The 18613-nt window shown below is 69.1% G+C and carries 19 protein-coding genes and 1 pseudogene; 10 read left to right on the top strand and 10 right to left on the bottom strand.

Features of this window, described 5'->3' with window-relative positions; genetic code table 11:
- Window positions 1-79 precede the first annotated feature (79 nt).
- The 3 genes and pseudogenes from darG to G531_RS26990 all read right to left on the bottom strand — a co-directional run.
- Window positions 80-1138, bottom strand: coding sequence for a type II toxin-antitoxin system antitoxin DNA ADP-ribosyl glycohydrolase DarG (gene darG, locus G531_RS0111740; RefSeq protein ID WP_026927403.1), 1059 nt, complete (start codon window positions 1136-1138; stop codon window positions 80-82).
- Between the two features lie 17 nt (window positions 1139-1155).
- Entirely contained in the window at window positions 1156-1788 is a 633-nt protein-coding gene (gene darT / locus G531_RS22145; protein ID WP_051215406.1) for a type II toxin-antitoxin system toxin DNA ADP-ribosyl transferase DarT, read from the bottom strand.
- 1530 nt (window positions 1789-3318) lie between these two features.
- Window positions 3319-3405: pseudogene (locus tag G531_RS26990) on the bottom strand (dihydrofolate reductase); the annotation flags it as partial.
- Window positions 3406-3893: 488 nt separating this feature from the next.
- On the opposite strand from G531_RS26990, the gene G531_RS22140 reads away from it, so the two are divergent.
- Both G531_RS22140 and G531_RS25725 read left to right on the top strand, forming a co-directional pair.
- Window positions 3894-4268 (top strand): hypothetical protein, encoded by a 375-nt coding sequence (locus G531_RS22140; RefSeq protein ID WP_145978799.1) that lies wholly within the window; start codon window positions 3894-3896, stop codon window positions 4266-4268.
- A gap of 46 nt (window positions 4269-4314) precedes the next feature.
- The gene (locus tag G531_RS25725; RefSeq protein ID WP_026927402.1) at window positions 4315-5607 is read left to right on the top strand and encodes a ParM/StbA family protein; all 1293 of its coding nucleotides are present in this window, start codon (window positions 4315-4317) and stop codon (window positions 5605-5607) included.
- Between the two features lie 528 nt (window positions 5608-6135).
- On the opposite strand, the gene G531_RS0111715 is transcribed toward G531_RS25725, so the two are convergent.
- From G531_RS0111715 to G531_RS0111705, 3 genes are all read right to left on the bottom strand, one after another.
- Entirely contained in the window at window positions 6136-6387 is a 252-nt protein-coding gene (locus G531_RS0111715) for a hypothetical protein (RefSeq protein WP_026927401.1), read from the bottom strand.
- A 194-nt stretch (window positions 6388-6581) separates the two neighbouring features.
- The gene (locus tag G531_RS0111710; RefSeq protein ID WP_026927400.1) at window positions 6582-7097 is read right to left on the bottom strand and encodes a single-stranded DNA-binding protein; all 516 of its coding nucleotides are present in this window, start codon (window positions 7095-7097) and stop codon (window positions 6582-6584) included.
- Between the two features lie 396 nt (window positions 7098-7493).
- Entirely contained in the window at window positions 7494-7793 is a 300-nt protein-coding gene (locus G531_RS0111705; RefSeq protein ID WP_026927399.1) for a hypothetical protein, read from the bottom strand.
- Between the two features lie 334 nt (window positions 7794-8127).
- On the opposite strand from G531_RS0111705, the gene G531_RS0111700 reads away from it, so the two are divergent.
- Together G531_RS0111700 and G531_RS0111695 are read left to right on the top strand one after the other, a co-directional pair.
- Window positions 8128-8364, top strand: coding sequence for a PhoU domain-containing protein (locus G531_RS0111700; protein ID WP_026927398.1), 237 nt, complete (start codon window positions 8128-8130; stop codon window positions 8362-8364).
- A gap of 132 nt (window positions 8365-8496) precedes the next feature.
- Window positions 8497-9216 (top strand): alpha/beta hydrolase family protein, encoded by a 720-nt coding sequence (locus G531_RS0111695; RefSeq protein ID WP_026927397.1) that lies wholly within the window; start codon window positions 8497-8499, stop codon window positions 9214-9216.
- Window positions 9217-9487: 271 nt separating this feature from the next.
- Here the strand turns inward: G531_RS0111695 and G531_RS0111685 are convergent, their stop codons facing one another.
- Window positions 9488-9808, bottom strand: coding sequence for a hypothetical protein (locus tag G531_RS0111685; protein ID WP_026927396.1), 321 nt, complete (start codon window positions 9806-9808; stop codon window positions 9488-9490).
- A gap of 449 nt (window positions 9809-10257) precedes the next feature.
- Window positions 10258-11526: an IS256 family transposase gene (locus tag G531_RS22135; RefSeq protein ID WP_035758682.1), complete on the bottom strand. Its 1269-nt coding sequence runs from the start codon at window positions 11524-11526 to the stop codon at window positions 10258-10260.
- A 649-nt stretch (window positions 11527-12175) separates the two neighbouring features.
- On the opposite strand from G531_RS22135, the gene G531_RS22130 reads away from it, so the two are divergent.
- Window positions 12176-12397, top strand: a complete 222-nt coding sequence (locus tag G531_RS22130; RefSeq protein ID WP_051215405.1) for a hypothetical protein — start codon at window positions 12176-12178, stop codon at window positions 12395-12397.
- A 332-nt stretch (window positions 12398-12729) separates the two neighbouring features.
- Complete coding sequence (locus G531_RS22125; protein WP_051215404.1) at window positions 12730-13386, top strand: MBL fold metallo-hydrolase; 657 nt, start codon at window positions 12730-12732, stop codon at window positions 13384-13386.
- Between the two features lie 502 nt (window positions 13387-13888).
- On the opposite strand, the gene G531_RS0111660 is transcribed toward G531_RS22125, so the two are convergent.
- Entirely contained in the window at window positions 13889-14236 is a 348-nt protein-coding gene (locus G531_RS0111660; RefSeq protein WP_026927395.1) for a hypothetical protein, read from the bottom strand.
- Between the two features lie 304 nt (window positions 14237-14540).
- Here G531_RS0111660 and G531_RS22120 point away from each other — a divergent pair, with 304 nt between their 5' ends.
- The 3 genes from G531_RS22120 to G531_RS0111645 all read left to right on the top strand — a co-directional run bounded on the left by G531_RS22120 (window position 14541) and on the right by G531_RS0111645 (window position 17229).
- Window positions 14541-14960 (top strand): hypothetical protein, encoded by a 420-nt coding sequence (locus G531_RS22120; RefSeq protein WP_245630554.1) that lies wholly within the window; start codon window positions 14541-14543, stop codon window positions 14958-14960.
- The gene (locus G531_RS0111650) at window positions 14953-15843 is read left to right on the top strand and encodes a hypothetical protein (protein WP_026927394.1); all 891 of its coding nucleotides are present in this window, start codon (window positions 14953-14955) and stop codon (window positions 15841-15843) included. Before G531_RS22120 ends, G531_RS0111650 begins: the two co-directional genes overlap by 8 nt.
- A 354-nt stretch (window positions 15844-16197) precedes the next feature.
- Window positions 16198-17229, top strand: a complete 1032-nt coding sequence (locus G531_RS0111645) for a peptidoglycan-binding domain-containing protein (protein ID WP_145978800.1) — start codon at window positions 16198-16200, stop codon at window positions 17227-17229.
- Between the two features lie 173 nt (window positions 17230-17402).
- Here G531_RS0111645 and G531_RS0111640 read toward each other — a convergent pair whose 3' ends face one another.
- Window positions 17403-18065: a helix-turn-helix domain-containing protein gene (locus G531_RS0111640; RefSeq protein WP_026927392.1), complete on the bottom strand. Its 663-nt coding sequence runs from the start codon at window positions 18063-18065 to the stop codon at window positions 17403-17405.
- A 251-nt stretch (window positions 18066-18316) separates the two neighbouring features.
- Here G531_RS0111640 and G531_RS0111635 point away from each other — a divergent pair.
- On the top strand, window positions 18317-18613 hold a 297-nt coding region (locus G531_RS0111635), incomplete at its 3' end, for a heavy-metal-associated domain-containing protein (protein WP_035758680.1).

Genomic DNA, 18613 nt, shown 5'->3' with positions numbered 1-18613 from the left:
CTCCCATGCCCCCGACCTTGAGGGCGGAACTGCTCGCCGCGCGGGCCGCGGTCGAGCCGAGGCGCCTGTCGCACCTGGCTCACGCGACGGACGGTGCCGGCAGCCAATTCAACGACCGCAGAGCTACCAGCGCGGTCTGAACGTGCTCCGCGGTGAACATCCGCGCCTTGCGGGGGGACCACTCCCAGACCTGCTGGGTAAGAACGTCATCCCCGACGGACGGGTCCCGGGTGGCGAGCCAGTGGACCGTCGCAAGCAACTCCAGCCCGTACGCAGATTCGAAACCCGCGGCCAGCTCCAGCACGCGATCAATGCGCTCGCGCGTTTCAACCGCATCCTGGAGCGCAACTGTGGCCTGCTCCACCGCACCCGGCAGTACGGTCAGCGGTTCAGCCTCCGCGACCGTCGCGCTGCCGTCGCCATAGCCGCTGAGAAAGTGTCCCTCCACGACATTCAGCACGTGACGCAGATTGTCCGCATAAGGTCCGTATCGGTTTGCGACGAAGTTCAACCGCAACGGTTCTCCCGCGATCTGCAGGAAGTACATGAGCTTCTGCGACTCGATGAGCCCCGGAGCCATGAATGATTGCCGCGTGTACCGATCGACCAGGTCGACAAGCGCGGCTCGCCCCCGCGTCATCGTCGGACGTTGCGTGGACGTGGCCATCTCTGCGGCTGCCGGAGCCCCCGCCGGGGCAAAGAGTTGCACGTCGACGTCCGGGACCCGGGCGAATGCCTCGAGAATCCGCGGCTCGACATCGCGCCATTCCAGCCCGCCGTTCCCGCAGCCGAGCGGCGGCACGGCAATGGACCCAATCTCCAGGCGCCGGACGACCTCAACCAGGTCGTCGAGACCGGTCACGATGTCGTCCAGCTTCGACCGGGCCTTCCAATGACCCTTGGTCGGAAAGTTGATGATGTACCGCGGGCCGGTCATCTGGCCGGTGGGCCACACGTGAACGTGCCCGAGTCGGATCTCTCCGGCCTTCGCCGCGCGGCGGTAGGCCTCGAACATCTCCGGGAACGCCTTCTTGAACTGGAGCGCGATGCCCTTACCCATGACTCCGACCGTGTTGACGGTGTTCACGAGCGCTTCGGCGTCAGCCCTCAACAGGTTCCCAGTGGCGTGCGTAATCATGTCACCTCCAGCATGCCTCAGAAGTACCAGCGGGGCGCTATTTCCACACGTGGAAGAGATCCGGACCCGATCAACGCCGCTACTTCGTCGGCGACAGTCTTGCTCCTGGTACCGACAATTTCGAACGCATCCCAGGGGACGCCGCCATGGACCAGGCACTCCGCCATGCGACGCTCTCTACCGTCGTCGTAGCCACCCCAGTACTGAGCGCGCATCAACTCAAAATCAACGAAGTCCTCGTCCTTGCGCGCCTCATCGAGGGGCAGGAACTTGGTCACGTTGTTCCGTGCGTTCCGGTCCGATACGACGAGGGTCAGCCCTGACGCACGAAGACGCTCCACGGTCGACACGAGGAAGACGAGTCGGTCCGTACCGTCCGTGTAGGTCGGCACGTTCCCTCGGCTGATCGAGTACAGCATCGGGCTTTGGGGAGCAAAGTAGAAGGGCACGTAATCAGCTACCACGCCGCCGGGAGCCACCGAGACGATCCGATGCCGTCGAGCCGCCTTGATGTCCCGATTGCCGACTTCGATGTTCAGCACCCCATCGGTCTGAGCACGCATGTCGCAGACGAGTCCTCGTTCGATGATGCTCGCAAGGTGCTCCACCCGGGTGAAGTGGTAGACGTAGGTCGGATCGGGCCAGGCCAAGATTCTCTGTCCCCTCAGTCGGCGGTACGCCGATTCTGCCAGGGCCCGAGGTTCGGAGGGTGCCGCCCAGGTGCTGAAGGCCCGCCTCGTGCGGGCCTCAGGGGTCGCGGCATTCCGCACCCTCCCGGGCCAGCTCTGCTGGCAGCCCCACCTCACCACTGTTGCGGAGGGTGGCCTCACCCCACCTCACCGAGCGACCGCCAGGGAGCGCTGAGCAGGCCGAGGGAGCGCCAGCGACCGAGGAACCGGCGAGCGCAGCGAGCCAGAAGCCGTCGGCTCTGCCGACCAACACAGGGCGCGCGCAGCGCGAATCCCACCGGTCTGTGTTGCCAGCTTCTCTTTATGCTCTTTCCGCCTCACCACCATTACTCACACGTTCCACGTCCGGAGCGTCAGCGGAGGACTGGAACATCAGGCGCAGCGGGCCGTACCCCTGGTGCCCGTACCCCCTCACTCATTCGCGCAGCGGGGGTACGGGTGCCGGGCGTTGCGCCTGGTCAGGCACACTTTCGGGGGTACCCCTTTTTCGTGCCCCGTGGCACAGCCGTACCCCGGGGGGGTCGGGTGCCGGTGAGGGACGAACCGGCGAGGGGTACCCCCGGGGTTCGGGACCTCACGGGGGTCGCCGGCGGCCTGCCGCCGGATCGTGCCGTCACCTCACCGCGCTGGTGCCCCCGGCGGCACAGCCCGCGCCGCGCCCGCGGCGGCCGGCCCCTGGGCCGGGTCCCGCGACGCAGTCGCGTCGGGCTGTGACTGGACGATGCGTCGGGCAACGGTCCGCTCCCCCGCGTTTCGACCCTGATGCCTGCCGTGTCGGCTGGAACGCCGCCGCTGCTCCGGATCGCTCCGGCCGGCTCCGGCAGAACGGCGGCGGCCTGCCCGGCGGACTCACCCCGCTCCTCGCGCCGGGAACCTGACGCGCTGGCCGCCGGTGGTCACCCGCTCCGCCTCACCCGGGGAAGCGCGCCAGCGGCGTCCTCGGGAGGCACCTCGCCGGGCCCTGAGCACCCTGCTGGCTGGCCGCGTCGTCCGCGGACGTTCCATGGTCGGCGCCGTTCTCCCGGGATCCTCGGTGGCGGCCGGAGCCGCGGCCGGGTTTCGGTGGTTCATCACTCGGGTGGTCGTGGGCCGGGATCCCCCCGTGCGACCCCGTCCGGCACCTTGGAACGCGCCCGCCACCGGACAGGATCGTCGGGTCCGGGGTCGGTCGTGCAGGCCTGATCGCGGTCGGTTCCTGGGCCGCTCCCGGCCCACCGCGCCTCGGCACGCCACGCTTGCGGGCAGCGCGGCACCGGCATCAGGCCTGAGCCCGCAGCTGGGGACTGATGCCGGCCGGCATCTGGCCATCTGCGGGCTGCCGACGGCCCGCATCGGCCTCAGCACCGACCGGGAACGCGCCCGCACCGCCGGCCCTGTCCGGCCGAGGGCGTGTTCCGGGTCCGAGGCAGCCCGCCCCGAGGCCACCTGCACGGGCCGGACGCGACAGCGCAGATGAAGAACCCGGTCCCCCGGAACCATCTCGGCCGGTCACCAGTCGAACAGCGGCCCGGGTTGGTCGGGCGCGTCGGCGATGAAGCCGTCCACCGAGACCGAGGCGTACATGACAACAGTGCCCATGGGAGGCTCCTCTGCGTGCGGATACCCCCATCGTCGCCTCGTACGGGGCGGCGGGTCCTGTACGAAATCACCCGGCCGGCAGCGACCAGTTGTCCAGGGCGTGGCCGGGGTGCTCGTACCCGAATCGCTGCCGGATCGCGGCGTACCGGGTTGGGGTGAGGCCGGTGAACGCCCGGAAATCGTGGCCGAACCCGGCGCCGGAGGCAGCCGCAGCACGGCGTACGGCGGAGCGCCCGCCAGGTAGTAGAGGTCGTCGATCAGCCCGTCCAGCGGCGGACTCGGCGCCCGGGACATGTACTCCACACCCCAGGTATCACCGCTGTTCCGCCATGCGCCCGAGGTGGATTCAATCCGGTCTATCGAATGGCTTGAAATGCCCCACAATGCTCCATACGATAGAACTATCGGAATTGCTGGATCGAAAGGAGCCTGTGCGTTGAGGACTGCATCCAGGTCTTGGCACCGTAGGCAGCAGGGCGGGAGGCGCCATGAGCCCCTCGGTTGAGCCTCGCCGGCTGCGTTGGAGTGTGTCGCGGGCCGACGCATCCACCAACCGCTGGTTGGACGCCCAGGACAACATCTCCTTGTCCCTGAAGCTGGTGATCCGGGACCTGATTCAGCGCGAGGGATACGTCGACGTCGCGAACCGTCCGGTCGATCAACTCCCCCGCCGCGGGCGACCGCCGGCGGGCACCACCGGTCCGATGGATCCTGTCGACCCGATGGATCCTGTCGACCCGACGGATCCTGCCGACCTGACGGATCCTGCCGTCCCGACGGATCCTGGGCCCGCGGTGGTGCCGGACGCGGCCCCGTCCGCCGGCCAGGTGGACATCAACGACCTGTTCGACCAGCTGCGCTGAGCAGGACCCCAGGACACCGCCTCACCCCAGCAGGAAGGCCAGGCACATGAGCAGCACCCTCCGACTCACCGGCGGCATCGACGTCGGCAACGGCTACGTCAAGGGCGTCATCCACAACGACGACACCGCCGTGCTCGACAGGATCGACCTGCCGAGCGCGGTGATGGCCACGCCGAGCGCGTCGCCGCGGGTCCCGCTCGATGACGCGAGCGCCGCCGACGTCATGCGGGCCACCGACCCGGACTTCTACAACCGGCTCGATGCCGCGTTGAGCACCCCGTTGATCGGCGACAGCGACCGGCGGATGTTCGGCCGCGCCGCGCTCACCTCGCGCGGGTCGAAGCTCACCGAGTTCGACGTGCACCAGGGCCACGACTCGAAGGCCGAGCAGTACCTGAGCAAGGTGCTCGTGCTCGGCGTCTTCGCCGCCAAGGCGCTGCGCGACCACGTCCGCACTCATGGTGTCCTGCCCGATCACGAGCTGCGGGTGAACGTGCGGGCCGGCCTGGCCCTGCCGATCTCGGAGTACGTGACGCGCCGGCACGCCTACGCCGCCGACTTTCTCGGCGTCACCGGGGATCCGGCGGTGCACCTGGTGACGATCAAGAATTTCAGCACCCCGGTGTCGGTGCGGCTGCGGTTCGTGGATGTCCAGGTGATCGCCGAGGGCGCCTCGGCCCAGTTCGCGATCACCGACCACGGGGAGCCGCTGGCCGCCGCCCTGCTGGCCGACCTGCGCTCCCGCGAGCCGGGCCTGCTTGAGGGGATCACGCCCGCCGATCTGGTCGGGGTCCGCAACACGATCGGCATCGACATCGGCGAAGGGACCGCCAACTTCGCCGTGTTCGGCGGCGGCCGGTTCAATCCGGAGGCGTCGACCACCCTGGGCATGGGCTATGGCACCGTCCTGCTGAACGCGATGGAGCGCCTCGAGCAGGCCGGCCTGCGCTTCACCAGCCGCAAGCAGCTGGCCGACTTTCTGCAGGTCACGCCCTCGGCCCTGCAGCGCAGCCGCCACCGGCGGGCGGTGGCCCTGGTCGAGCCGGACATCAAGTACCTGGTCGAGGCGGTCGCCTCCCGCTTCGCCGAGGTGCTGGCCGCCACCGGCGAGGCCAGCGAGGCGGTCTACGTCTACGGCGGCGGCTCCGGTCCGATCAAGGAGCAGCTGTACCCGGCCCTGCGCACGGTGGCCGGCGAGGTCCCGGTGCTCTACCTGGACCCCGCCTACTCGCGGCACCTGAACCGGGAGGGCCTCTACCTCGCGGCCCGGAACGTGGCCGGCCGGGCCGCGGCGTCCCCGCCGGCGCCGCGGCGATCCCGGGCCCAGGTGGCGGTGTGAGTCCGCCAAGGTTCGGGACTGCTTGCTGCGCGGCATCCGCGACCACGCGAAGCGCACGCCGCCAGGCCCGTCGCGTGCTGGCTGTCCCTGGCGAGTCTTCGCAGCATCGGACCCCGTGATCTGCCACCCGTGCCGGGTATTGTGAGGGCTGCGGCCGGACGCCGGGGATGCCCGGGGGTCCGGCCGTCCACACGTCCTGGCTCAGGCGCGGGCTGACGGCCCTGCGCAGAGGGCCCCCCGTTGTTCGGCACCACCGCAGCGCCCAGACCCCGGACAACCATCGCGCCTGCCATGCTGGAGTGGTGTTCCCCACCCGTGGGATGACCCAGTTTTGTTAGTGGGATCCACGTGTTCCCCACTCCGGTGGGGCCAGGAAGAAAAGCATTCCCCGACGCAGTGATCTGCGCCGGGGAATGCTGGGTAGTGGGACGATTCACGGCCCGGAGGATCGGATCCCGCGCCGAACGACGTACCGTTTGCCCCCCGCGGGAGAGGAGAGCCCTGGCACGGATGTGCACCCCTTGCTCCTCACCGCGGGAGCGGGTCGCTGTTCTGCAGCCCGCCGTGGGTGGCCCGGTCACTGGTGAGTTCGGCGGCGAGCTCGGCCAGCTCGCGGGCTTGTGCGCGCGGCGCCGGGGCTCGCTCAGGGCTGTCGGACTCGGTGTGCACAAGGCTGCGGGCGGTCAGGCGCGCTGATCCGAGGGTGGCGATGTGCGCGAGCATCCGCCGGACATCGGGGCCCAGCCCGGCGATGGCCTCGGCGCGCCGCTGCGGGGGCATGACCAGCAGCTGGCCGTTGCTGATGCGGGTCGACGTGACGCTTCGTGTCCTTTTGTCCGCCGGTCGTCGGGCCGTCTGCTGCCGGGGCCCGCCGGTGCATGGGTGCGTCGATGGGAGGGGGCTCGGAAAGACGTCCCCGGTCGAGCCGGGATGGCTCGACCGGGGAGGCACTGATTCGATGCCGGGGACGCACCTCAGAACGGCGGGTACTCACCCTCCCCGGGCTGGCCGAAGATGGTCCCGGTGACGATGGTCCCGGTGAGAATGGGCTCGCTGTCGACGCCGGCGGGCACCGGCTGCGGCAGGCGCTCCTGCAGCTCCCGGTTGTGCGCCTCGGCGGTCCGGACGCGCTCGTGCACCCGCGCCTGGGTGACCGACCGCGACTCGAGGAAGGTGATGTCGTGGGCACGCACCTTGGTCTCGAACACCTCGGCACCGTTCCGTTGGAAGCGCTCCTGGCGGACGGAGAAGTTCACCGCGACCAGGTCGCCCCGGTGGATGCTCCCGTAGGGGCCGGTGCCCCGGACCTCGGCGCGGACGAAGGCCTCGACGGGCACGAAGTCGGTGCCCCGCTCGCCCGCGGCGTTGGTGTAGTTCTGGTCGGCGGCGACGGTGAAGGAGACCTTCTTGGATCCGTCCCGGTTCTCGAAGACCCGGGGATCGGCGGTGAGCCGGCCGATGACGGTGCCGGTGTTGCGGGGATTGCTCATGGTGTGCTCCTTGCCATGGTGAGGTGGCGCGGGACGGGCGTCCGCGTGCCGGATGAGTGATCGTGCTGAGTGACGGGTGCTGATCGGCTGCGTCGGGGACCCTCCCGGATCGATCTCCGATCGGATCCCCACCGGTCGCCCCGGTCGCGGGCGTACGGCATGCTGTGCCGCTGACGTGCCCTGGGGTATGCGTCGTGCGGTGCTGTAGGGACTGCGGTATGACCCCGGTCCGCTGCGGCTTCGGTCCGCCGGGCTGCGGTGCCCGGTGGTGCTCACGCAGCGGTCCAGGGTGTTTGTTCGAGGGAGCCCCTCGGCTCCTCGTCCGGATCATCCTTCGGTGATCCCTCCCCGGCCCAGGGCCCGGCTGCACTCCGGGAACCCAGGCCGCCTCCCTGCTCAGGCGGCCGGCCTGGCCCACGGATCGACCCCGTCGGGTCCCTCGCCCTCGGCATCCTCGGCGTCCTCGTTGTCCGGGACGAGGGCGTCGAGGGCGTAGTCGCGTTCGCGGAGCCGGTGTCCGCAGACGAGCAGGATCTCGCCGTCACTGAAGTGCGCCAGGATGTCCTGCGGCATCCCCGGCTGGTCGCTGTCGGAGCGTCCGCAGGCGGGGCACCAGTCCTGCTCGGGCAAGAAGGTCCGGTCGATGTCCCTGCCGGCGTGCAGGACGTGCGGGTCGGTGAACATCAGGGTGGTCATAGCAGTCGTCGCTCTCTCTGGGGTGCGTGGGTCGGTGGTCGGTTCTCGGCACCACGGCCGGGCCAGCTCCGCTGGCAGTCGCGACCACCGCCCGACCGCACCGCCCACCGGCCGACGCGACCCCGCACCCCGCCCACGAGGACCTCTCGCGCGTCTCGCACGCGCGCAAGACCGCCTGCACAGAGTTGGCATTCGTACGCCGAGGACGCGCTAGTCCTCGTCGCCCGTGGGCCGGACCCCGGAAGCATCGTCGGTCGATACATCCATGTAGGGTCCCGAGAATGCGAGGGGGAACGGCAACGGCTGCCGCCATCTCGCCGGGAGGGAAGCAGGCATGCGGGAGGGGTACCGGAGCGGGGTGGACCGGATCGTGTCCGGCCTGGTGCACACCTCGCAGCTCGGTGCGACCGCCGTCCGCAACGCGACCCGGGCCCTGCTCGAGGCCGATCCGGCCCTGGCCGAAGAAGTGATCTCGGAGGAGGTCCGCGTCGATGCCCAGGTCGCGGTTATCGAGGACCGCTGCTTCCAGCTCCTGTACGCCTCCGGGACGCGTCGTCCGGCTTCCCGATGAGCGTCGCCCTACCCGGCTACCCGGACGAGGCGCAGCCCCCGGGCGTCACCCTGGCCGGAGCATCTGGAGATCGCGCCGGAGCGCAAGCCCCTGGAGGACAGGACGGATCGCGGGGAATACCCCGAGGAGATCGTGGCCGTCATTCTGGGCCGAGGGCGGGCCGAGATCGCGTACCGGACCGAGTACCTGATCCACGGGGCCGGCGGGAACGCCGCAGCGATGTGGCCCTGCGCGGCGCACCTGAGCACCCTGGGGGCCCCGGTGACCACGGTCGATCTGCCCGGCTATGGACGCACCCGGCGGCTGGCCCATGGCGACCGCGGTGTGCGCTACCCCGCCTTGAACGCCTGCTGGTCGATCTGGTGTCCGCCATCACGACGACCGTCCGCTGATCGTGGTGGATGCCAGCACGGGGCCTTGGCGGTAGACAAGGCTGCGGTGTCGGGCAGGGCGAGCCGGGTGATCGCAACCTGCCTGCTTGATCCGACCCGGCCCGGGGTGCCGGCCGCGATCATCCGGGCACCCTGGATGGTCCGGCTCGGGCGTGCGCTGTTGCCCCTGGCGACAGGGCCGCTGGCCGACCTGCCGATCCCGGTGCGTCTGCTCACCCCGATGGCCGCGATCGCCAACGACCCTCGCGTGAGCCGCGAGGTCCTCACCGATCCGCACGGTGGAGATGGATCGATGCCGCTGGGCTGGTACCGCTCCTTCCTCGACGCCGGCCCGGCGTCCCACCCGAGGCCTATGCCGGTCCGCCGGTTGTCCTGCTCCACCCGGGGCAGGACCACCGGACCGACCTCGCCCTCAGCCTGGACTACCTGGATTCCCTGGCGGGCCCGACCCGATCGGTGATCCTGCCCGGCTGCGGCCCCTTTCCTCGCGAAGGGCCCGGATTCCAACTCCTGCTGGACGAGGTGGCAACCGAGGTCACTGTCGTGCTGCAGGAGACCTCCGGCCCCGGCTGAGCCGGGACGGCACCACCTGCCGAGGCGGACTGCCCCGACACCCTGGTCGTCCGATTCGACTCCGTTCCGGGGTCGGCGGCGCGTCGACGGTGGTCCGGGGGTCGACGAGACCGGTGCCGCCGATCGCCGGGCAGTCTCAACACCGGCCCGGGCCGGGGCTAACCGGTGATGTGGATGTCCTCGTGGCCGTTGTCCTCCGCGCGGAACGTGCCGGTGGTGTGCACCTGGTTCGAGCTCCAGTTGTGGGTGCCCTGGCGCTGCTGGTAGGTGACCGTGAACTCGGTGTTCTCGCTCCCGATGCCCTGCAGGTTGCGAACGTACCGCTCGTCGCCGCCGCTGTCGATCCGGTCGCCGCCGTTGATTCCGAACATGTTCTCCGTCTTGGATCGGGTGCCGTCGCGGTACTCGAACTTGGTGGCCCGGATCTCGACACCGGTGTCGTTGAACAGGTGGATGGTGAAGTTCTCGCAGTTTGCCATGGCATGTCCTTGGAGGGGTGACGTGGCGACAGGTTCGCCATCAATATTCAGGCTAGATCCGTGGGTCGGGACGTGATAGTAGCGATTTCGTGCGACATCCATTCCGGGTGTTCTCACGCGTGCGCAACCGGGTGCGCCGGCCTCGCCGGAAGCCGGCCTTGCCGCGCAGCCGGGTGGATCGTTCGCCGACCGAGGCTGCGGTCCGGCCATGCCGTCCCACCGGGGCCTGTCCCGTCCCACCGGAGCCTGTCCGGCCCACGAGAGCTCCTGCTCCACCCAGGGCAGCGCCGCCGGACCGCCGTGCCGAAACTGCGCGAATGCCCCATAAGTAGGGCATCAATTTTTTCGTTCTTCGGAGATTTCCCCTGGCGCGTGACCGTTCAAGAACCAATTGTCAAGGGTCAAGTCCGGTGGGGTGGTGTCTTTGGTGGGGTGGTCCTGGTGGGTGGTCAGGCGGTGAGGTATAGCTCGGATCGTGTGGTTTCGGGGTTTTCGTGGAGGGTCTGGATGAGTTTGCGCATGGAGATGTCGGAGAGGTAGCGGCGTTCGCCGTATTGCCATTCCTCGTGTTGTTCTTGGAGAACGGCGCCGATCAGGCGGGTGACACTGTCTCGGTCGGGGAAGATCTGGACGACGTCGGCGCGGCGTTTGATTTCGCGGTTGAGGCGCTCGATCGGGTTGTTCGACCAGACTTTTTGCCAGTGCTCGCGGGGGAGCACGGCGAACCCGGTCAGGTCGGGCTCAGCGGTAGTGAGCATGTCGGCGATCTCGGGGAACATGCGGGCGACGCTGTCGATGACGGCGTGGTATTGCGCGGTGACTGCTTCGGGGGTGGTCTGGGCGAAGATCGTGGTGATCAGCGCGTTGACCGGTTTGGATCGAGCCGAGCCCAGGCGTTGGGTGATGTTGCGGGCGAAGTGGACCCGGCAGCGTTGCCAGCCGGCTCCGGGCAGGATCGCTTTGACTGCGGCTTTCAGGCCGGCGTGGGCGTCGGAGGTGACCAGGGTGACTCCGAGGGGGTCGGTTTCGGTGGCGACCTTCAGGCCGCGTTCGCGCAGGCTGCGGAGGAACTCGGTCCAGAAGTCGGTGGTTTCGGCGTCGCCGAGGGCCATGCCGAGGATCTCGCGGCGGCCGTTGGCGCTGACGGCGGTGGCGATGACCAGGGCCTGGGAGGACACCCGGCCCCGGATCCGGACGTCGAGGTAGGTGGCGTCGAGGAACAGGTAGGGGAACCAGGTGTGATCGATGCGGCGGTGCAGGAATTCCTGGACGGTGTCGTCGATCTCGGCGCAGATTCGGGAGACCGTGGAGCGGGAGATGCCGGTGTCGTTGCCCAGGGCGCGGACCAGGTGGTCGACTTTACGGGTGGAGACTCCGTCGATCCAGGCCTGGCAGATGACGGCGTAGAGGGCTTTGTCGACGCGGCGGCGGGGGCTGAGCAGGGCGGGGAAGAACGAGCCTTCGCGGAGTTTGGGGATGGCGAGGTCGACTTCCCCGGCCGGGGTGGCGAGGGTCTTGGCTCGGGTGCCGTTGCGGCGGGTGGTTCGGTGTGGGGTCCGTTCGTAGCGTTCGGCGCCGATCTTGGCGGTTGCTTCGGCATCGATCAGGTCCTGGAGTCCGGCTTGGAGCATGCGCCGGAAGACGTCGGAATGGGCCAGGTCGGGATCGGTGAGGACTTCGCCGATCAGGGTCGCTAGGGCAGACTGATTCATGGTCATCGTGGGACTCGCTTCTTTGCTTCTTGGCGGAAACAACCAGGGGGATCCCACGATGGCCCTGATCAACAGTGACGAGAGTCCCGCAGGAAGTCACACCACGCTATGGGACTCACCCATTGTCAAGTGCTGATCAATGTAGGAATAGAAGGTGGACGTGGCCTGGTGGTCCCGGAAAGGACAAGAAAAGCAGGCCGAGCCTGTTGATTGGTTGCGTCCGGAAAGTGTGGATGTGCCCCTGTTTCCCGTTGAAGATCCGGCCATGCGACGACCGGTGACCCGGCGCGGGATCGAGGATCATGCCCCGCTCGCCGAGGCGTCTGCGGCCGGTCCGGGCCCGGGCCTGCCCCGCCGCGCCTCCCTCGACCGGTCACCCCGGTCGACCCGGTCACTCCGCATACCCCGGTTAAGCCGGTCGGACCGTGCCCGGAGCCGCGCACTCCGGGTGAACCGCGCGTGGAGCCGCACACCCCACCGCCCGTTGCAGCGCCCCCGTTCCCCGTGGTGACACGGACCCGGTACAGCCGACCCCCGGCCCCGGAACAAAGCGTTCAGAAAGGAACGTTGCTATGTCTCAGCTTGACCACTCCATTCAGGAACTCCTGTCCATCGACGGTGCCGCCGGCGCCGCGGTGGTTGATATCGCAGCGGCATGGCGCTGGCCGGCGGCAACCCGGGCTTCAGTCCGGAGGTGGCTGCCGCCGGAAACAGCAACGTCGTCCGGGCGGAGCAGAAGACGATGAGCGATCTCGGACTCGACGAGCAGGTCGACGTTCTGCTAGCCCTCGGCACCCAGTACCACCTGATCAACGTGCTCCAGAACGACGGCGAGCAGGGTCTGTTCATCTACCTGGCCACCTGTACCAACTGGTGACGTACACCAAGAACGCGGACGTCCGCCGGGTGGACCGGCCCACACGCTGGCTCAGCTGAGTCTGCTCCAACCACCCAGGAAGTCCGACATGTGGACCGGACGCCTGCACCATCCCCGCGCCGGCACGGGCCAGACTGCCGTAGTGGATCCCAAGAACACCTGCGCCGACGACATGGTGCCCAGCGCCGGCCGGTGACCACACCTCAGGTCCCGTCGCAAGCGGCGACTCTTCTCACCGACCCCCGGGAGAGGTGTCTGCGTGCTCTTGATACCGTGAAGTCGTAGAAGCTCGATCGGTTCCCCCAACGAGCCCGCACACGCAGGAGGCAACGGTGCCCCACACACCTGCGCATCGCAGAGCTTGGACGCAGTCGCTGACCGGGACCCTCAGCCTCACCAAGTTCGCGGTGAACAAGGCGCAGACCAACGTGTATCTGCTCGCCGGTCCCGCCGGAGCGCTGCTCATCGACGCCGCCGCCGATGCGCCCACAATCCTGCGTTTCCTGGGCCGTTACCCGCTGCAGACCATCGTCACCACACACAGCCACACCGATCAGTTCCAGGCGCTCGCCGAGGTGGCCGCGGCCACGCGGGCACGGCTGGTCTGCGGCAGACCCGACCGCGCTGTGATCGAGGACGCGACCGGAACGATCCAGGAGCCGGTCTGGACCGGAAGCCGGGTGGACCTGCCCGGCGGCGGCCACCTCGACGTGATCGGGGCGAGCGGGCACACCCCCGGTTCGATCATGCTGGCGTACCGGCCGCCGAACGGCCCGATCAGGATCTTCGCCGGGGACTGCATCCTCCACGGCGCCATGGGCAGAACCGATACCCCCGCTGCCTTGCTCAGTCTGGTGAACGTCCTCCGAGCCGAGCTTCTCGACCGGTACCCCGAGGACACCGTCATCCATCCCGGCCACGGCGAGGACACCACGCTCCGTGCGGAACGCCCTTCCCTGACAGCCGTCTCCGCCCGCCGCAGCAGATGATCGCCTCGCGACCCGGACCTGTGATCGACCCTTCGGTGCATGAGAAGCGCCCGTCTACTACATCGAGAGCGGCTCTACGGACGGAGTTGTACTCATGCTCGTCCCGCTGACCGGCCGCCGGGCCGGGGCGGGCGGACCAGCGGCAGGGAGCGGAGCACCCCCGGCTGGTGCGTGAGACGGACGTTCGCGACGGGTGACTGTGACGACGTTGCCCCAATACCACCGATCCGCCGAGGACGACTGCTCCCGCAGGCACCCGTGCGCAGGGGCAACTCCCGAACATACGAGCGTCACGTGCGGCACGGCAGAGTCGGACTTTCAGCTAGCATTCCCCCCGCGATATAGCGGATATGAACTGACGAATCATTTCCCCTTCATTCGGCACAATTTCCGATCTATTCAACTTGATACATTTCAATTCGCTCTTTTGAGGCCGGAGTTTTCCTAGGTGGATCTGACTTAACACCCCAACCTCACCGGCGGCCTTGGGGAAGCCCCGACATCACTTCTTCCATTCCCCGCTGAGGCCGATGGTGGGAGCACCGCTTCCCTTCGGAGCATCAGTAGTAAGAATGAGGCGGATTCGCACGCGGTTCGATGAGACCGGAATGGCCAGGGTCGCGGGCTTCCCACCTGAAGCGTCGGCCTGCTGAAGCGCATCCCCGGTGAACGCATCTTCCACAACGACCCGCATGGCGACCTGGGGGCTTTGCCCATCTTCGCTGACCCCAGCTACCAACTGAAGAGTCGATGCCCAGTCGGGACGCATGAAGTCAAGCCAGCCCTCCTGACTCGCCCTGTAGGGCCGGCACGCGCGTACCAGAATCAAATTGGCGAGCCCTTGCAGCACCGACCAAGCGCCTCATTAAACGGCAGCCCGACGGGCCCCCCCTACAAGCCACACGTGACGCCCAGAGGCGGCCCCATCCTCGAGAGGAACGGAAGGACGGACATCGAGAGATCCGGCGACGGTCCCAGCGGACTCCACGACCGATCTCCACAGCGCAGCCTCATTGTAATCGCCGAGCGAGCGGCTCACTCACGATGAGGCACAGTCCGCACCCCTATGGTCACACCCCGCGCTTCTACCTATGCATCGATCCTTTTATTGATATATTGTATTCATAGCTGTATTGATACAGTCAGGAGTGATCGTGACCCTCGTCGGGCAAACCCCACCCGCAACTCCGCATGCGCCGGGCCTACGGCCGGCTCCGGCCCACGGTGCCCCGCCTACCCCCGACCGGCGGGAGCGAACGTGGCTGCGGATCTCCGCTGCCGACAAGATGCAGGCCACCTACTGGGCCGAGAAACGCGGCTACCCGTCGTTGAACGAATACCTGGCCGAAGCCGTCGCCGAACAGGTGCGCCGGGAGAACCAGGACTACGACCTGCCCACCCTGGAGATCGCCCGGCTCAACGAACTGGTCGACCAGATCACCGCGCTGTCCACCAACGTGGCGAACCTGGAGCACGTGGTCACCCAGGGCCTGGGCGCCCTGCTCGGCCTCACCCGCGGGGACGGTGCGTATTTGACGGATCCCGCGGACGAGGAGCCGGGGACCCATGGATAACGGCCGGAGCGCGGACCTGCTGACCACCGACGCCCGGATGGACGTCGACACCGGCTTCCTGGACGCCTACCGACGCGGCCGGAACGATCCGCCGACACGGCAGCAAGGCAGTGGGGTGGATTCCCCCGCGACGAGCTCTCCAGCTCCCGACGACGAGACTGCAGCCATTCCCGACACCGAACCAGGTGCGTCCGGGGAGCCTGCCACGGAGCCCGTGTCCTCGCCGCACGCCGATCACCCCGCCGCCAGCTCGCCGCTACCGCACCGCCGTTCCAAACCGGGCGGTGGCACACCCTCGGACGGGACCATCCCGCTCCCCCACACCGCGCTGCACCTGGCCGGCGCGACCCGGCAGCCGCACATCAAGTCCCTGCCCGACGTGCTCGTGGCGGCTCTGCGCGAACAGGTTCGTGCCGCGGCGGTGCGCGAGCTCGCGGTCCCGGACCGGGACGCGCGGGCGTTCAGCGAGCGGCTCAGCCAGGGCACCCTGGTGACCGCCTTCCTGTCCGCGCAGCTGGATGTCCCGCTCGCGGCGGATCCGGCGACCACCCGCTGCATCCAGCTGTTCCGGTCCCGGGACCCGCTGCTCGGCCGGGCCGTGGCGCGCCTCGACGCGCTCGAGGACCGGGAACGCGAACGCCGCAGCGAGCTGCAGCGACTGTGCCGCGACCTCCGCGACGTCCGCGAGACCGGCGCGGTGGTCGAACAGCTGGCCGCCTACCTGGTCGCCGACCGCAGCGAGAATTTCCTGCGCGGGCACACGCCGCTGGAGGATGCACCGCTTACCGACCAGCGGGCGCTGCTGGTCCGCGACCGGGCCCGCGACGCCACTCAAGCTCAGGCACGCCGGGAGCGGGACCGGGCGGGACGATCGGTGCCGTGAGCTGTGGACGACCAGACGCCAGCAGCGGGACTGACCTGCCTGCTCACACGGAGGTCCGCCGCGTCGACCCGCCAGCACCGGGACGCCCGGCGGCGATGGTTCCGAAGGATTCGGTTCAGCGCGGTCGAACCCGGCACCGGGCATCGGTCACGTCCCCGTGATCGCACCCCCGCCCACGAATCCGCGCCCGATGTCCCGGCCCGATCGATCCGGGCGCTGGGGTCCCCCATCTACGGACGTGCCGGGGCCCAGCGCGCGGCTCTACTCTGGGATCGAGCGGTCGCACCGACCGTGGGTGCGGTCTCTCCCCGGCAGGCCCGGATCTCCGGCGCCACAACCAGAACGGATCGCGTCATGCCTCATGAAGATCAATTCACCGCAGTCGGGCCTCCCCTGTCCGGGTCCGGCGTACCTTTCGCCGGCTTCTCCACGAGAGCCACCGGCATGGTCTACGGGGCGAACGTCGCCGGGGATCGTGCCGGACTCGTTGGCCGTTGCGGCAGCCAGGCCGGACCCGACACCGACGTCGAAGGTGTCGGCACCTACGGCAGCGGCACCACGATCGGCGTCTTCGGCAAGACCGTCAGCGGCGGTATCGCCCGGGTCGCCGGGGTGTACGGCCAGGACAACCAGGGACACACCGGGGTGCTGGGTGCGGTGATGCGCGGCGGAGCGGCCGTGGCCGGGGTCAACGTCAACAGCCTCGGCAACCCGCTGGCGACCTTCGACCCCCTGCCCAACCCCGGCACCGGGGAGGGGACCGGCGTCTACGGCACCAGCGGGTCGGGGACGGGTCTGCACGGCACCAGTAGTACCGGGTTCGGTGTCCACGGGGACAGCGCGACCAACACCGCCGTTTTCGGTCACAGTACCGGCGGCATCGGCAGCCACGGGGCCAGCGACCGCAACACGGGCGTCTTCGGCAGCAGTGACTCCGGCTTCGGGGTGCACGGAAACAGCAGGTCCGGCCCGGGCGGGGTGTTCGAGTCGGGCGCGAACGCCCAGCTGCGCCTGCTGCCGCGGGATCTGGACACCCCCGAGGGTCGGGTCGCCGGGGCCGGTGGCGACCTGCTCGCCACCACCGCCGGCGGCAGCTGCCGCCTCTGGTTCTGCACCCGGGCCGGCGATCCGGCCTCGGCCTCCTGGGATCTGGTGGCCGGGACCCGACCGTTCCCGGGGATCTCCTTGGCCGAGGGCGCCACCGGCATTCATGTGCAGCGCATTCAGATGCGGCTCAACCTGGTTTTCGGCACCGACCTCAACGGGGACGGCGAACTCGGGCCGATCACCAAGGAAGCCGTGGCGGCGTTCCAGGAACGGGAGGGCCTGGCCCAGACCGGGATCGTGGACGGCCCGACCTGGGAGGCCCTGTTCGCGCTGACCTGACAGATCACCCGGAGTCGGCAGGTGGGCAGCGGGCCGGCTCGCCCGGCGGCGCGTCCATCATCACGCGCCGGCCCGAACATGTCGTGATCCCTTGCCTGGTCGCTGGATGTCGGGGACGGCGAGTACGTCGAATCGATCACTGTCGACCCGTGCAACTCCGGCACCCGTCGCGGTCAGACCAGCAGGGAGCCACATGAAGGCCTGCGCTCCACCTGAGCACTCTCCACCGCCGCCGACCGGGCCGCTCGCCACGCGTCACTGGCTGGTCCGGCGTGCACCAGGACCGGCCACCAGCCCGGCATGCCCAGGTTCTCGCAGTCGATCCATTCGTCCAGGCGCAGCTGCCGCCAGGACGCCGGTCGGTAGGAGGTGGACAGGTCGGTGGCCACCCGCTCCCCCACCGGAGCGTCGCGCACGAACGTGACGATCGCGCTCACCGCCGGCGCGGACGCCCCAAGCACGCCCGAGAACGGCCCGCCGGTGATCTCCAGGCGCCCGTCGGGCAGCCGCTGCGCCGTGGGCGGCCGCCGGAAGCCCGCGGCCTGCAGCAGGTCCACCAGCTGCCGCCGTGCTGCCCGGTCGGCCTGCTGCCGGGCCAGCATGTGCGGCAGGTGCTCGGCGACGCCCTCGGGCACCGGCGCCGTGCCCGCCTCCCACTTCTGCACGATGCTGCGGGAGCGGCCCAGGAGCTGTGCCAGCCGCAGGGTGCTCAGGCCCATGGCGAGCCGGATGTCCCGGACCTCCTGGCCGGTCAGGGCCGGGATCGGGGCCGGCACCGCTTCCTGGGTCCGGGTCTCGGCCGTCTCGACGGGAGTGCCCGCCGTGGCGCTGCTCATCGTTCTGCTCCCGGGAGGTGAAGGGGCCCTTATTGTGAGCAAAGCATGGCACAGTCCCACGCCCAGGGACTCCGCGGTTCCGCCGCGGAATCACGGCAGGCACCGGAGTGGTCCGTCCTTCGCCTGCTCGGGGGCAGGACCCACTCCGAGTCGGCGCCATCGCAACGAAATATACCCCTGAGGGGTATATTGTCGAACGGAGAAGCCGCCCCGGTTCCCACCTCACCGACGTTCCATCAAGGAGACCACCCATGGCGAACACCCCGCGCACCCTGCTACCGATGGCTACCGGAGGCTGCGCCTGCTGCACCCCCGATCCCGCCACCGGCCGGCACGAAACTCGCAGCATCACCGAGCCCGCGCCCGGCACCACGACGTACCGGGTGGACGGGATGACCTGCGGGCACTGTGTTGCCTCGGTGACAAGACAGGTAGCGACCGTGCCCGGGGCCTCGGCGGTGGAGGTCGACCTGACCTCCGGCGGCGTCTCCACGGTCACCGTGACCGGTCCGGTGGATCCCGACGAGGTCCGTGCCGCCATCACGAAG

This window comes from Granulicoccus phenolivorans DSM 17626 = NBRC 107789 = JCM 15570 (assembly GCF_000423085.1).
GTDB lineage: Bacteria > Actinomycetota > Actinomycetes > Propionibacteriales > Propionibacteriaceae > Granulicoccus > Granulicoccus phenolivorans.
Note: the sequence above shows the minus strand (reverse complement) of the source record. Positions and strands in the feature narration are given on the sequence as shown.

Excerpts from the sequence above, each read along its gene's own strand:
- G531_RS22130 (WP_051215405.1), top strand. The coding sequence starts at position 12,176 with ATGGCGCTGGCCGGCGGCAACCCGGGCTTCAGTCCGGAGGTGGCTGCC.
- G531_RS0111710 (WP_026927400.1), bottom strand. The coding sequence starts at position 7,097 with ATGAGCAATCCCCGCAACACCGGCACCGTCATCGGCCGGCTCACCGCC.
- G531_RS0111640 (WP_026927392.1), bottom strand. The coding sequence starts at position 18,065 with ATGAGCAGCGCCACGGCGGGCACTCCCGTCGAGACGGCCGAGACCCGG.
- darG (WP_026927403.1), bottom strand. The coding sequence starts at position 1,138 with ATGATTACGCACGCCACTGGGAACCTGTTGAGGGCTGACGCCGAAGCG.
- G531_RS22135 (WP_035758682.1), bottom strand. The coding sequence starts at position 11,526 with ATGACCATGAATCAGTCTGCCCTAGCGACCCTGATCGGCGAAGTCCTC.
- G531_RS0111650 (WP_026927394.1), top strand. The coding sequence starts at position 14,953 with ATGGATAACGGCCGGAGCGCGGACCTGCTGACCACCGACGCCCGGATG.
- G531_RS0111645 (WP_145978800.1), top strand. The coding sequence starts at position 16,198 with ATGCCTCATGAAGATCAATTCACCGCAGTCGGGCCTCCCCTGTCCGGG.
- G531_RS0111705 (WP_026927399.1), bottom strand. The coding sequence starts at position 7,793 with ATGACCACCCTGATGTTCACCGACCCGCACGTCCTGCACGCCGGCAGG.
- G531_RS0111700 (WP_026927398.1), top strand. The coding sequence starts at position 8,128 with ATGCGGGAGGGGTACCGGAGCGGGGTGGACCGGATCGTGTCCGGCCTG.
- G531_RS22140 (WP_145978799.1), top strand. The coding sequence starts at position 3,894 with ATGAGCCCCTCGGTTGAGCCTCGCCGGCTGCGTTGGAGTGTGTCGCGG.
- G531_RS25725 (WP_026927402.1), top strand. The coding sequence starts at position 4,315 with ATGAGCAGCACCCTCCGACTCACCGGCGGCATCGACGTCGGCAACGGC.
- G531_RS0111715 (WP_026927401.1), bottom strand. The coding sequence starts at position 6,387 with ATGCCCCCGCAGCGGCGCGCCGAGGCCATCGCCGGGCTGGGCCCCGAT.
- G531_RS0111685 (WP_026927396.1), bottom strand. The coding sequence starts at position 9,808 with ATGGCAAACTGCGAGAACTTCACCATCCACCTGTTCAACGACACCGGT.